The organism is Streptomyces flaveus (assembly GCF_014647675.1).
Lineage (GTDB): Bacteria > Actinomycetota > Actinomycetes > Streptomycetales > Streptomycetaceae > Streptomyces > Streptomyces flaveus.
On record NZ_BMPQ01000008.1, the window covers coordinates 128,104 to 141,648 of the forward strand.

Sequence of the window (13,545 nt, forward strand, 5' to 3'; positions counted from 1 at the left end):
CGACAAGCTCACGCTCCGCCACGAGGCGACCGTCCTCGTCGAAGTCGTCAACGAGTGGCTATGAGCGGCGACGTCACGATGGCGCTGCGTAACAGCGGATGGCCACCGTTTGGTGTGGGCTCCACTGTTGCTCGACTGTGGCCATCAGGTCCCAGCCCAGCCGCTCATACAGGGCTGCCGCCGCGGCATCGGATGCGACGACGTCGAGTACCGGATGCAGGCCACGACGTCGCGCCTCCTCCACTGCCTGGCCGATCAGCAGTGCACCGATCCGATGTCCCCTCGCCTGCGGGGCAACGAACAGCCTGCTGACCACGGCGGTCATACCCCGCGTCGCCCCGCTCCTCTCGCTCCACAACATCGGGGCCAGATCGCCTTCGCCGCCTTGCGACAAACTGATGTGCCCGACCAAGCGGCCTTCGAGTTCGGCAACCCAGGAGCCCAGCAGGGGACCGCCTGACAGCCACTCGCCGGGCTGACTGGGCCAGTTCATCGGATAGCCGTCGCGTTCATGGACTTCCGCGAGGACCCGCACACATTCCTCGACATCGCCATCAGCCCGCCGCCGGACGCAGCGGCTCGGCCTCTTCTCATCAGGCGCCCTGGAGTTCTCGATGTTCACTCCGGAATAGGAACACAGGGCATAGAGCCACAGGGCTACGGAGGCACAACCAGCCAAGAACATGGTGCGAGTTGCTCACGGCTGGGTCACGTACTGGCGCTCGTGTGTGAAGCGCCCGGCGCTTTCCTCGTGCCGGGCGCCCCCTCTCCGTACCGCCGAAATCACCTGCTCAGCTTCTGGAACCTGCGTACCGCCAACGGCAAGAAGATCGCCGTCAGGATCACCGGCCACACCCCCGACATCAGCAGCGCGTTCTGCTCGACCCACGAGTCGCCGCTGCCGACCGGCGTCCCGAACAGCTCGCGCGTGGCCGCGGCCGTCGACGAGATCGGGTTCCAGGCCGCGACGAAGCCCAGCCAGTCCGGCATCAGTTGGGGTGCGACGAAGATGCTGGAGATCATGGTCAGCGGGAAGGCGACCGCGAACAGGCCGCCCGCCGCCTCCGGGTTGGGCACCAGGAGGCCGAGCCACACGCCGAGCCAGATCAGTGAGAGGCGTAGCCACAGGAGCAGGCCGAAGGCGAGGAGGAAGTCGAGGCCGCCGTTCGGGCGCCAGCCCATGGCGACCGCGGTGAGCATCAGGATCGTCAGCTCCGCGCAGGCCACGATCAGATCGGTGACACCGCGCCCGGCGACGACCGCGGACGGCGCCATGGGCATGGAGCGGAAGCGGTCGATGACGCCGTTGGTGGAGTCGTACACCACGAGCGTCGCCGTGTTGATGAAGCCGAAGGCCATCGTCATCACGAACATGCCCGGCATCAGGAAGTCCTTGTAGTCCCCGCCGCCGGGCACCTGCATCGCGCTGCCGAAGACATACCCGTACAGCAGGACGGAGAGGATCGGGAAGCCCAACTGCCAGGCGATGTTGATGGGTTGGCGCTGGTAGTGGGTGAGGCCGCGGCGGACGATGTTCCAGCAGTCGGCGAGGGCCCAGTAGGCGCGACCGTGGCTGCTCTGTCCGGTCGTCAGGTCGAGCGCGCTCATGCCGCCGCCCCTTTCTTGGAGTCCTTGGAGTCCTTGGAGGCTTTGGGGTTCTGGGGATCCTCGGTGTTCTGGGCAACGTCCGTGCGGTGTCCCGTCAGGCGCATGAAGACGTCGTCGAGGCTCGGCCTGCGCAGGCCGATGTCCTCGACCTGGACCCCCTCGTCCTGAAGGGTGCGCGCCACCTCGGTGAGAGCCGAGACCCGGTCGGTCACCGGTGCGTGCACCTTCAACTCGGTCTCGTCCGTCTCCGGTTCGGCGTCGGAGACCTTGGCGACGACCTTCACGGCGCGCGGGATGTCGGCGCGCTCGGCGAGGACCACCTCGATACGGTCGCCGCCGACCGTGTTCTTCAGCCCGTCCGGGGTGTCGTCGGCGATGGCGCGGCCCTGGTCGATGACGGTGATGTGCGAGGCGAGCTTGTCGGCCTCCTCCAGGTACTGCGTGGTCAGCAGCACCGTGGTGCCGCCGGTCACCAACGCCCGTACGGATTCCCAGACTTCACCGCGACCGCGGGGATCGAGCCCGGTCGTCGGCTCGTCCAGGAACAGCACGCTGGGCGTGAGGATCATCGAGGCGGCGAGGTCGAGGCGCCGCCGCATGCCGCCGCTGTACTTGCCGACTCCCTTGTCGGCCGCGTCGACCAGGTCGAACTGCTCCAGAAGCTCACCGGCCCGCAGGCGCGCCCTGCGTCCGCCCAAGTGGAACAGCCGGCCGAACATCTCGAGGTTCTGTCGCCCTGTCAGCACCTCGTCCACGGCCGCGTACTGACCGGTGAGGCCGATCCGGGCCCGTACCTCCCGCGGCTGCCGCGCCACGTCCAGACCCGCCACCTGCGCCTGTCCGCCGTCGAGCCTGATGAGCGTCGACAGGATGCGGACGGCGGTGGTCTTGCCCGCGCCGTTCGGCCCGAGCAGGCCGTGGACGGTTCCTTCCCGCACCGCCAGGTCGAAGCCGTCGAGGGCGCGCTTCTCCCCGTACCTCTTCTCGAGCCCTTCGGCCCGGACCGCGTAGCCGCTCATGTGTACCCCTCCCGTAGTGAAACCTCTGCGAAAACCCCTGCGGCGATCCAAAACTGAGTACGCCGTACCCTTTTGAGGGTACACCGTACCCAGTTTCCGGTCCAAGGGATTATCCTGAAGCACATGGCAAGCACGTCGGGTCCGGACACCAGTGGCAGCGGAGACATCGTCCGCACCCTCAACCTGCTCTGGGACACGGGCAAACGCCCAAGCCGCGGCCCGAAACCGGGACTGACGCTCGACCGGATCGTGGACGCGGCCATCCAGATCGCGGACGCGGAGGGTCTGGAGGCCGTCTCGATGCGCCGGCTCTCCACGGAGCTCGGCACCGGCACGATGTCCCTGTACCGCTACGTCCCCGGCAAGGGCGAGCTGCTCGACCTGATGCTGGACCGCGTACAGCGCCCGGGTGAGGACGAGGCCGCGCTCGGCGAGAACTGGCGCGCGACTCTGGAGGCTCTGGGCCGCGAGACCCTCGCCCTCTACCGCCGCCACCCCTGGCTGCTCCAGGTGAACCAGACCCGTCCAGTACTCGGCCCGGGCGCCCTCGACGGCATGGAGATGGTGCTCGCCCGCATCAAGCCGATGGGCCTGACCGACCCTGAACTGGTCTCGGCCATCATCATGATCGACGGGTACGTCATCGGGGCCGCCCGCACGCAGCTGTACCAGAAGGAGGCGGAGCGGAAGTCGGGCCTGACGGACGCGGAGTTCTGGGAGGCACAGTCCCCGGTCCTGGAGAAAGCCATGACCAGCGGCCGCTACCCCGTTCTCGCCTCACTCAGCGAAGACGCCTTCGGCACCGACTTCGACCACTTCGAGTTCGGGCTCCAGCGGCTCCTGGACGGGCTGGAATCGCTCGTCACGCGGCGCGGCGGAGCGTGACGGCTCCGCCGGTTGGGCAGGTCGGAGAGCTCGATGGGTTGCGGGGTTCTGCGGCTGCGGGTTCGTTGTGGCTGGTCGCGCAGTTCCCCGCGCCCCTTGAAAGGAGGGCCTACGGCCCCCTTTCAATGGCGCGGCCGGTGGGCAAAAGTGAGGCCCGGCCTCCCCCGGGGGGACGGGGAGGCCGGGCCCGTTCTTGAAGAGGCGAGGAGGCGGGCCGTCAGGCCGCCGCCAGCGCCTCTGTCGGGGGCAGCTTGGCCGCTCGTACCGCCGGATAGAACCCGGCGAGGCCGCCGATGACGAGCGTCGCGCCCAGACCGCCGAGCATCGCCCAGGCGGGGACCACGGCGGGCCAGCCCTGGTAGGAGGCGTAGCCGCCCGTGACGGCGATGCCGAGCAGCACGCCGCCCGCACCGCCGAGCGCGGACAGGAGCAGTGACTCGCACAGGAACTGCGTACGGATCTGCCCCTTGGTGGCGCCCATCGAGCGGCGGAGCCCGATCTCGGAGCGGCGTTCCAGGACCGAGATGACCATGGTGTTGGCGACACCGACGCCGCCGACCAGCAGGGCGACCGCGCCGAGCCCGAGCAGCAGACCGGCCAGGGTCTCGTCGGTGGCCTCCTTGGCGGCGAGCGCGTCGGAGGGCCGGGAGACCTCGACGGACGACGGGTCCTCGGGGTTGGCGGTGGCGCCCAGTACGGACTGGACGTCGGTGACCGCGTCGGACTCGGCGCGGGTGAACACGGTCGTCGGGTGGCCGTCGAAGCCGAGGAGTTCTTCGGCGGCGGGCCAGCCGACCAGGGCCGCCGAGTCCGTCTCGGGCAGTAGCTCGTTGGGCGCGAGCAGTCCGACGACGGTGAACCAGCGTCCGCCGAGCCACACTTGGACGTCCGCGCCCGTGTCGTGCACGCCGAGTTGTTCGGCGGCGCGCGGGCCGAGGACGACGGCCGGGTACGAGGCGTTGGCGGCGTTCAGCCACCGGCCCTCGGCGACCTCGGTGCCGAGCGTGGCGGGCAGGCCTGTGCGGGCTGCGTAGACGCCTATGCCGCCGGTCTCCTCCTTGGGTACGTGGTCGTTGCGGTACACCTTGGCGTCGGTCAGCCCGATCGCGGACACGGCCTCGACCGGCCCGATCCTGCGCACCATGTCCTCCGCCTCGTCCGGCAGCCGGGCATCACCCCCGCCGAACGACTGCCCCGGCTCCACGGTCAGCAGGTTCGTACCGAGCGCGTCCAGCTTCCGGTTCAGGTCCTCCCCGCTGGACGTCGAGATCCCGACGACCCCGATCATCGCGGCGATCCCGATCGCGATCCCCAGCGCGGACAGGAACACCCGCATGGGCCGTGACCGCAGCCCGAACCCGGCGACGCGGACGACGTCGGCGGGGCTGAGCCGGGCGGGGCGGGGTGGCCGTGCGGGCGCTTTCGGGGGTCGTACGAGCGTGGTCGTCATGCCCGTACCTCCTCGTGGAGGACGGGCGCGTCGTGCTCGATACGGCCGTCCCGTACGCGTACCTCGCGGGGCAGGGAGGCCGCGATGTCCCGGTCGTGGGTGATCACGACCACCGTCGTGCCGGCGCGGTTGAGTTCGCGCAGGAGGGCCATGACGACCGCGCCGGAGCGGGAGTCGAGGGCGCCGGTGGGTTCGTCGGCCAGCAGAAGGGGCGGGTCGCCGACGACCGCGCGGGCCAGGGCGACCCGCTGTTTCTCGCCGCCCGAGAGCTGGTGCGGCTCGTGGCCGAGGCGGTGGCCGAGGCCGACTCGGACCAGGGCCCGTTGCGCGAGGCATCTGCGTTCGGAGCGGGGACGGCCGCTGTAGAGCAGGCCGTCGGCCACGCTGTCCAACGCCGGTACGCCGCGCGCGAGATGGAACTGCTGGAAGACGAACCCGATCGTGCGGGCCCGCAGCGCCGACAGTTCGCGGTCGCTCAGCCGGGCGACGTCGTGGCCGTCGATGCCGACGGTGCCGGAGGTCGGGCGGTCCAGGGTGCCCATGATGTTCAGCAGCGTGGACTTGCCGGAGCCCGACGGGCCGACGACGGCGAGGAGTTCGCCGCGCTCCACGACCAGGTCGGCGCCCCTCAGCGCGGCCACGTCGCCGTACGTCTTGGTGACGTCGCCCAACTCGACGATGGGGTACGTCACTTGGGCACCCCCACCTTGAGTCCGGCCGTGACGCCCTGGCCCGACACCTCGACCATTCCGCCGGAGAACATGCCGAGCTTCACGGGCAGATACTCCGTGCCGTCCGCCCGCACGGCCTCCACCGCGTAGCCGCCCTCGCGCAGCGCGACCAGCGCCTCGACGGGCACCGCCAGCACGTCCTCGCGGGTCTCCGCCTCGAAGGCGACGTCGACGGGGGCCGCCTGGTAGCGGCCCAGCTTCTTCTGGTCCTCGACGGTCAGCGTGACGGGCAGCGTGGCGTCCTCACTGCTCTGCTGCTGGACCTCGCCCTCCTGGGCGGGCTCCGCGGTCACGGCCGTGCCCACCTCGGCCACCTTCGCCTCGGCGGTGCTGCCGTCGGGCAGCGTGACCGTCGCCCGCGTCTCCTCTCCTGAGACCAAGTCCTCGTCCTTGACGGCGAGTTGAACGGTGATGGTCCGCTCGGTGCCGGTCCAGGTCAGGACCGTACCGTTCGGCGGAGCGCCCAGGGCGGCCTGCACATCGGTGACGCGCCGTGCGCCCGAGGCGACCACCGCGTCGGCCGGCTGCACCGTGCCGGTCTCCTCGCGGTCCAGGTCCTCCTGCCAGTCCCGTACGGCGTCGGCGGTGCCCTCCGTGTACTCGTCGTCGACGGTGAAGCCGCCGTAGCCGAGCGCGGAGAGGTTCTTCTCGAGGAGTTCGACGTCCCTGCCCTCGGCCCCGGTTTCGAGCGGGCGGTACAGGGGCGTCGCCCCGTACAGCAGCGGCACCTTCTTCTCGTCGGCCCGGTAGACGGGCTCCCCGCGCTCGACGGTGTCGCCCTCGCCGGGCAGCCAGGTGACGACGCCCTGTCCGGAGGCCTGCACGGGGGTGGCCTCGCCATAGCCGAGGGTGCCGTCGAGCGTTTCGCTGCGGGTGAGGCTGGTCTGCTTCACCTCGGCGGTCTTCGGGGGCCCGGACGCCGCATCCGAAGCCGTGGCCCCGTCCTCCGTACCGCCGAACACCCCGGTCGCCGCGGCCACGGCAGCCCCGGTGACGGCCACCGCCGCGAGCACGGCGAGGGCGATACGGAGGGGCCGGCGCCGCCGGCGGGCGGGCGCGGCGGGAGGCTCCTCAGTGACGAGGGAGGCTTCCGGCGGGGCCGACTCGACGGCGGCAACCTCACCGGGCTCGGCGGGTGCGAGGGCGGCAGCCCCCTCGGACCTGTCGGCCGGTACGACGACATCAGCCCTCTCCGGACTGCCGGCCGATTCGGTGGCGACGGCCGTGGCTTTCTGACCATTCACGCTCACCCCGTCTCCTCCTCGTTACCGCCGCCGAAGCCGAGCTGATCGCGGCAGGCCTCCAACGCCGTCTCGAAGTCGGGGTCCTCCGTGGGCATGGCCTCCCGGTCGAAGCCCTCCGGGCCGGGGTCGGCCATGTCGACGTCGTTGTCCCGCATGCACTGCGCGAACTCCCGCATCTGCTCGGGGTCCGGCGTCTGGCCCGCCCGGTCCTGGAGGGACTGCGGCGCCTTGTCCCCGCAGGCCTCCATGGCCTTGGTGAGCGTGTCGCGGTCGATGTCGCCCTGGACGAAGCCCTGCATGTTCAGCTCGCCCGTCACCGGATCGGGGTCCTCGACCTCCAGCCCCTGGTCCCGCAGGCAGTCCACGAACTCCTGCGCCTGCTCGACCTCGCTCCCGTCCGCGGCCTGGTCCGCACTGTCGGAACCGGACTCGCTCTGCGACTCGCCCACCGAAGCGACCTCCGGCCCGCTGTCGTCACCGCCCCCGCCGCAACCGGCCAGCAGCCCGGCCGCGAGCAGCACGGCAGCGGGTGCGGTGAGCACTCGGGCCCGCAACCTCCTGCGCATCCTTGCCTCTTCTCGTCGATGTCCCGCACGGGCGGTTCCCGTATGACGAGAAGGAGGCTGGCCCCACAGCATCAGGGGACCCTCCGCCGAACCTCAAAGCCCGCTGGTAATCACTTCGGGTTCTGCCGATCCCACCGCGAGGTCCGCGTTCCGCAGGGGCAGCAGCAGCCGGAACACCGCCCCCGGCCGGTCCGCCGCCAGGTCCACGCGCCCGCCGTGCGCCCCGGCGAGGGCCGCGACGATCGACAGCCCGAGTCCGCTCCCGCCGTCTTCCCGGCCGTCGCGCGAGCGGGCCGTGTCGGCGCGGTAGAGGCGCTCGAAGACGTACGGGGCATGCTCGACCGACACCCCGGGCCCGGTGTCCGCCACCTCGACCAGCGCCGCGGGAGCCTCCGACGGCAGCGGGCTCCCCGCGACGGCCACAGCCGGCCCGAGTGCCGCGGGCTCCGCGACATCGACCCGTACGGTGATCCGCGCGTCGAAGGGCGTGTGCCGCTCCGCGTTGGCCAGCAGATTGGCCAGCACCTGCCGCAGCCGCAACGGATCCCCCTCCACCACCACGGGCCGCATCGCCCCCGTCAGCCGTACGTCCCGCTCCGGCGAACGGGCATGCAGGTCCCGTACGACATCGGCGGCCAACTCCAGGAGATCGACGGGCCGTTGCTCCAGATCCCGCTCTTCGTCGAGGCGTGCGAGCAGCAGCAGGTCCTCCACCAGGACGCCCATCCGGGCCGCCTCCGCCTCGATACGGCGCAGCGCGTCCGTCCGGTCACCACCCCGGCGGCTCAACTCGGCGAACCCTCGGATGGAGGTGAGCGGGGTGCGCAGTTCGTGCGAGGCATCGGCGAGGAAACGGCGCAGCCGCTGCTCGGAGGCAGTACGGGCGGCGATCTCCCACTCGAGGCGGCCGAGCATCGCGTTCATGGCGCGCCCGAGCCGGCCGGGTTCGGTGTGCGGGTCGGTGCCGTCGACGCGCCGCCGGAAGTCGCCCGCGGCGATGGCGTCCGCGGTGGCCTCCATCCGCGTGAGGGGCCGCAGTCCGCCCCGTACGAGCAGGGCCGCGACACCCGCAAGTCCGGCCAGCACGACCGCCGTCACCAGCGCGTCGATGAGCAGCAGCCGGTCGGTGGTCTCCTCCACCTCGGCCAGGGACACGGCGGTGACCACCAGGGACCCGCCCGTATCCTGCACGGCCACGCGCCAGTCGGCGCCCGACTCCCCCGGCACCGTGAACACCTCGCCGGCCCGGGCGGCGAGCGCGTCCCGGTCGGGCAGCCGCGGGCCCGGGCCCTCCGGGTCCCGGGGAATGCTCGTACGGGTGTCGGTGGCCTTGCCGTAACCGTAGATCCGGAACTCTCCGCCGAACCGCTCCGTGAGAAACGTCAGGAACGAGTCCTCGTCCCGGGTCTGGCCCACCCGTTGAGCGAGGAGGTCCTGTGCCGCCGCGTCGGGGAACGAGCCGGGGGCCCCGCCCGGGCCACCCGGGGCGCCCATGTCCAGATTCTGGTCGACCCGGTCGATCAGGTAGTTCTCCAGGAGCAGCAGTCCGGCGGCGTTCGCGGCGAGCAGCGCGAGTGCGGCGAGCCCGGTCGCAGCGAGCGCGAGCCGGGCCCGCAGGGTCCAGTGCCGCCAGTGCCGCCACCGGAATCGGAATCGGGCGGCCTGGCGCGTCATTTCGGCGCCCGGAGTACGTACCCGACTCCGCGCAGCGTGTGGATCAGCGGCACCGCGCCGTCCGTGTCGATCTTCTTCCGCAGGTAGTAGACGTAACTCTCGATGATCCGGGTGTCGCCGCCGAAGTCGTACCCCCAGACGCTTTCCAGGATCTGCGCCTTGCTGACCACCCGCCCGGCGTTCTCCATCAGATACGCCAGCATGCGGAACTCGGTCGGCGACAGCTCCAGTTCGCGCCCGTCGCGCCGTACGGTGTGCGCGGCCTCGTCGAGTTCGAGGCCGGCGCAGCGCAGCAGGGGCTCGGGCGCCGGCTCCTTGCGCCGCGTACGGCGCAGGATCGCGCGCACCCGCAGCACGACCTCCTCCAGACTGAACGGTTTCGTCACATAGTCGTCGCCGCCCGCGCTGAGACCCTCCACCCGGTCGCGCACGGTGTCGCGGGCGGTCAGGAACAGCACGGGTGTCTCGCACCCGTCGCGGCGCAGGATGCGGGCGACCTCGTAGCCGTCGAGGTCGGGCAGCATCACGTCGAGCACGACGAGGTCGGGCGGGGCGGCGTGCGCGGCGTTGAGCGCCTCGACGCCCGTACCGGCGGCGGTGACATCGAAGCCGACGAGCCGGAACGTCTCCGACAGCAGGTCCCGGATGTTCGGCTCGTCGTCCACGACGAGCAGCCGGGCGGAGGCTTCGGCCTCGGCGGACACGGAATCCGTTCTCAGCGAACTGGTCACGCCCTCACAGCTACCGGCTCCGCCTCAAAGGAGGCTGAGAATCGGCTGGGAAACCGTTGAATTCGCTGTGGGCCTGCTTGGTGCCGAGGTGGCTCAGGTCCCCCGCCTGAACAGCTTCCTGAGCCCGTAAAGGACGACGAGCCCGGCGCCGAGAGCGAGGGCGGCCCTCGTGAGGTTGTCGTTCGACCCGGCATCGTCGCCGCCCCCGTCGGCCGCCGAACTCCCGTCTCCCGATGGGGACTTGCCATCCTCCGCGCCGGGGACGCTGCCGGCCTCGACGGGGCTCTGCTCCCCCTCGGTCCCGTACAGCAGCGTGGACCCGTCCGGGGTGTACGTCACCGACTCGCCCTGCCCCTGGAGCGGCACGCTCAGCCGGCCCTGCCGCTTCGGCTTCCCGTCGTTCCACTCGTACGCGATGCCGCCGAAGTAGCCGCGTACGGCGAGCTGTCCACCGCCGGGCGAGAAGGCGGCGTCGGTGGTCCACAGGTCGATGGGGGCGACGGGCTTGAAGACGTTCGTGCCGGAGGTGGAGAGCTGCGCCGGCCCGTCGTACAGGTGCCCGCCGTCCTCCTGCTTGTCGATGATGTAGACGCGCCCGGTCTTGGGGTGGACCACGAGCGACTCGGCGTCGCGGGGTCCGTCGGAGTACTTCACGACGTACTGCGTGGCCTTGACCGTCTGGTCCTTGAGCTCCTTGGGCTCGGGCAGCCGGTAGATCCACACGAAGTCCCATACGACGCCGTCGTTGTCGCCGATGTCGCCGACGTAGATCTCGTTGTCCGGGCCGATGGAGATGGCCTCGATGTCGCGCGGGGTACCGACACCGGTCATGGTGATCCTCGCGACGGTGTCACCGGTCTTGCTGTCGATGGCGTAGAGGTAGGCGCCCTCGTCCTGGTCGTTGTGCGTCCAGTAGATGCCCTTGTGCTGGCGGGAGGCGGCGAGCCCGCTGGACTCGGTGATCCCCGGGTCCTTGATCGTGAACCCCTCCGAACCGTCATCACCGTCGGCGGCGACGGCGGGCGCGCCGAGCGCGAGGACGAGCAGGGCTGAGGCGAGGAACGACAACGAACGGCGCATGGCCCCAAGCGTGCCATCCCCGGGAGGCGTTCCCGCACGGTGTTCAGCTTCACACTCCTGATCGCGCTTTGATCAGGGATCTGGCAGGGATCCCGCGCCGTGGTCAAGGATGATGAGCGGATGCTCAGGTTCATGCCCGTAGGCGACTCCCAGACCATCGGCAGCGCGGGCGAACACACTTGGCGTTACCGGATGTGGCAGCACCTGCGCGCGACGTACGGCGGCCCGTTCCGCATCGTCGGCCCACGCGAGACGCTCTACGACAAGGCGACGGACACCGCCGACTCGTACGAGTACGCCGACCCGGACTTCCCCCGCTCACACCTGGCGGGCTGGGGCGAGGGCTGGCACCACATGGCGCCGCTGATCGCCGAGGCGGTACGCACACAGCGGGCGGACGTGCTGCTGATCTCGCTGGGCCTGATCGACCTGGGCTTCTACACGGACGCGGACAGCACGGCGGCGAACGTACGCCTCTTTGTGTCCGAGGCCCGCTCGGCCAACCCCCGCGTGGCGATGGTCTTCCTGCCGGTGATCCCCAACGTGAGGGCGGACTCGGACGCGGACTTCGCCGCCGAGGTAGCCCGCCTCAACGAGCTGCTGGCCAAGGCGGTGGCGGACCTGGAGGAGCCGTCGTCCCCCCTCCTGCTGGCCTCGGCCCCGGAGTCGTACGACCTCAACCTGGACACGGACGACGGCACGCATCCGAACGCGTCGGGCGAGCACAAGATCGCGGCTGCCTTCGCCGAAGCGATGTACCAGGCTTGGGACTTGGGGGAGCCGTACGCGGGGTGAGGGTTGCGGTCCTCGGCGTCCGGCCAGAGCTCCTGCGTGTCCTGGTCACCGTGCGTATCGTTGTACTGCGCGGCTGCACTCGACCGAGGGGCAGCCGGGGAGGAGCGCCACGATGACCGTCCTTGACGACAGGATCGAGATGGCCGACATCAACGAGCAGGCCTTGGACAAACTGTTCGACGAGATGCACGTCCCCGAGGGCTACAAGGCCGAGATCGTCGAGGGGACCATCTACATGTCGCCACAGCGGGACGTTCACTGGGAGACCATTCGCGCGATCATCTGGGCGCTCGAGGATCGCTTCGGCAGGCGCGCGAAAGTCTTCTCGGACGTCCGCATCGACTTCCCCGGCCATGAGAACGGCTTCGCCCCGGACGTGGCAAAGCTGCGCGACGGCTCCGAGAAGAACGGCGAGGGCCACTGGCGTCACAAGGACGTCGAGTTCATCGCCGAGGTCATTTCCAAGGGCACCGCCATGAACGACTACGGCCCCAAGAAGACCGCGTACGCCCTCGCCGAGGTCCCCGTCTACCTCATCGCCGACCCTTACAAGGGCAAGTGCTACCTCCACACCCAGCCCAAGGACGGCGAGTACACCAGCGAACTCGCCATCGCCTACGGCTCGGACGTCGACATGACGAACACCCTCCTCGACCTCACCCTCAAGACCGAAGAGTTCCCCCGCGACTAGCGAGCCATCCGCATGCCGCCGCATCGACCTTGGGAGCCGGCCCTGCTGCGCGAAGCCCGCGCAACAGCGACCAGCCCGAGTGATCGCCCTCAGAACATCGTGTTGTCGTTGGCGGAGGTCTCCGGTACGTCCTGGATCACGTCCCAGTGCTCGACGATCTTCCCGTTCCGCACCCGGAACAGGTCGATGATCGCCTGGCCCCGCTCCCCCGGCACGTTCACGTAGTGGCTGTGGACCGCCACCAGGTCGCCCTCGGCGACGACCCGCTTCGGGGACACCTTCAGCTGCGGGAACGCCTCGAAATACGCGCCCAGGCCCGCCTTCACACCCGCCACACCGTCGGCGATGGCCGGGTTGTGCTGGTGGTATTCAGGACCCACGTACTTGTCGACGGCGGACAGGTCCTTCTCGACCAGGAGCTGGTCGACGTACGCCGTGACCAGCTTCTTGTTGTACGCGGTGAGCCAGCGCGGGCCCGGCTTGTTCGTGCGGGGCCAACTCTCCGTGGAGAACATGTCGTTGCCGTTCGCCGTGGTCGCCGGCACCTCCTGCCCCGTGTCCCAGTGCTCGGCGATCTTCCCGCCCTGGAAGCGGAAGATGTCGAAGACGGCGCTGCCGCGCGTGCCCGGCGTCATGACGACGTTGGAGTGCACGAGCACCAGGTCGCCCTCGGAGATGACCCGCTTGATGTCGTACTCGGCGTCCGGGAACTGCTGGCTGAGGGCGGTGCCGAGGTTCTTGAGGGCCTCGGAGCCGTCGGGGGCGAGCGGGTTGTGCTGGATGTAGTCGGGCCGTACGAAACGGTCGACGACCGACGTGTCACCTCGCTCGAACACGCCCTTGAGCACCTGGACGGCGACGGACTTCTGGTAGCCGAGGCGGGCGGAGTCGCCGTGGGCGACCTGGTGTGCGGGGGTGTCCGAGGGAGGAGCCGCAGCGGCGGGTACGACAGCGACAGCGGTGAGGGCTGCGGCGGCCATGAGCGCGGTGGCGAGGGTACGGCGGGCGGGTGCGGTGGTGGTCATGGGGTGCTGATCTCCGGTCCTGTGGGGGAGGAAAGCGGGAGGCATA

The 13,545-nt window shown here is 70.3% G+C and carries 14 protein-coding genes; 3 read left to right on the top strand and 11 right to left on the bottom strand.

The window, feature by feature from the left end; translation table 11 throughout:
- Positions 1–73: 73 nt before the first annotated feature.
- From IEZ21_RS18570 to IEZ21_RS18580, 3 genes are all read right to left on the bottom strand, one after another.
- A complete protein-coding gene (locus IEZ21_RS18570; RefSeq protein ID WP_189323192.1) occupies positions 74–535 on the bottom strand; it encodes a GNAT family N-acetyltransferase in 462 nt (153 codons plus the stop codon).
- 248 nt (positions 536–783) lie between these two features.
- A complete protein-coding gene (locus tag IEZ21_RS18575; protein WP_189323032.1) occupies positions 784–1,608 on the bottom strand; it encodes an ABC transporter permease in 825 nt (274 codons plus the stop codon).
- Positions 1,605–2,627, bottom strand: a complete 1,023-nt coding sequence (locus IEZ21_RS18580) for an ATP-binding cassette domain-containing protein (protein ID WP_189323033.1) — start codon at positions 2,625–2,627, stop codon at positions 1,605–1,607. The genes IEZ21_RS18575 and IEZ21_RS18580 overlap by 4 nt, the downstream gene beginning before the upstream one ends.
- A 123-nt stretch (positions 2,628–2,750) precedes the next feature.
- Here IEZ21_RS18580 and IEZ21_RS18585 point away from each other — a divergent pair, with 123 nt between their 5' ends.
- Entirely contained in the window at positions 2,751–3,512 is a 762-nt protein-coding gene (locus tag IEZ21_RS18585; protein ID WP_189323034.1) for a TetR/AcrR family transcriptional regulator, read from the top strand.
- A gap of 217 nt (positions 3,513–3,729) precedes the next feature.
- On the opposite strand, the gene IEZ21_RS18590 is transcribed toward IEZ21_RS18585, so the two are convergent.
- From IEZ21_RS18590 to IEZ21_RS18620, 7 genes are all read right to left on the bottom strand, one after another.
- A complete protein-coding gene (locus IEZ21_RS18590) occupies positions 3,730–4,962 on the bottom strand; it encodes an ABC transporter permease (protein WP_189323035.1) in 1,233 nt (410 codons plus the stop codon).
- Complete coding sequence (locus tag IEZ21_RS18595; protein WP_189323036.1) at positions 4,959–5,654, bottom strand: ABC transporter ATP-binding protein; 696 nt, start codon at positions 5,652–5,654, stop codon at positions 4,959–4,961. Before IEZ21_RS18595 ends, IEZ21_RS18590 begins: the two co-directional genes overlap by 4 nt.
- The gene (locus IEZ21_RS18600) at positions 5,651–6,937 is read right to left on the bottom strand and encodes a peptidoglycan-binding protein (protein ID WP_246567870.1); all 1,287 of its coding nucleotides are present in this window, start codon (positions 6,935–6,937) and stop codon (positions 5,651–5,653) included. Before IEZ21_RS18600 ends, IEZ21_RS18595 begins: the two co-directional genes overlap by 4 nt.
- 2 nt (positions 6,938–6,939) lie before the next feature.
- On the bottom strand, positions 6,940–7,479 hold the full coding sequence (locus IEZ21_RS18605) for a hypothetical protein (protein WP_213089317.1): 540 nt from the start codon (positions 7,477–7,479) through the stop codon (positions 6,940–6,942).
- Between the two features lie 117 nt (positions 7,480–7,596).
- The gene (locus IEZ21_RS18610; RefSeq protein WP_189323038.1) at positions 7,597–9,177 is read right to left on the bottom strand and encodes a sensor histidine kinase; all 1,581 of its coding nucleotides are present in this window, start codon (positions 9,175–9,177) and stop codon (positions 7,597–7,599) included.
- Positions 9,174–9,908, bottom strand: coding sequence for a response regulator transcription factor (locus tag IEZ21_RS18615; protein ID WP_281399447.1), 735 nt, complete (start codon positions 9,906–9,908; stop codon positions 9,174–9,176). The genes IEZ21_RS18610 and IEZ21_RS18615 overlap by 4 nt, the downstream gene beginning before the upstream one ends.
- A gap of 93 nt (positions 9,909–10,001) precedes the next feature.
- Complete coding sequence (locus IEZ21_RS18620) at positions 10,002–10,988, bottom strand: WD40 repeat domain-containing protein (RefSeq protein ID WP_189323039.1); 987 nt, start codon at positions 10,986–10,988, stop codon at positions 10,002–10,004.
- A gap of 120 nt (positions 10,989–11,108) precedes the next feature.
- Between IEZ21_RS18620 and IEZ21_RS18625 the strand changes: the two genes are divergently transcribed.
- Both IEZ21_RS18625 and IEZ21_RS18630 read left to right on the top strand, forming a co-directional pair.
- A complete protein-coding gene (locus IEZ21_RS18625) occupies positions 11,109–11,783 on the top strand; it encodes an SGNH/GDSL hydrolase family protein (protein WP_189323195.1) in 675 nt (224 codons plus the stop codon).
- Positions 11,784–11,895: 112 nt separating this feature from the next.
- Entirely contained in the window at positions 11,896–12,474 is a 579-nt protein-coding gene (locus tag IEZ21_RS18630; RefSeq protein WP_189323040.1) for a Uma2 family endonuclease, read from the top strand.
- Positions 12,475–12,563: 89 nt separating this feature from the next.
- Here the strand turns inward: IEZ21_RS18630 and IEZ21_RS18635 are convergent, their stop codons facing one another.
- Entirely contained in the window at positions 12,564–13,499 is a 936-nt protein-coding gene (locus IEZ21_RS18635; RefSeq protein WP_189323041.1) for a nuclear transport factor 2 family protein, read from the bottom strand.
- Between the last annotated feature and the right edge of the window lie 46 nt (positions 13,500–13,545).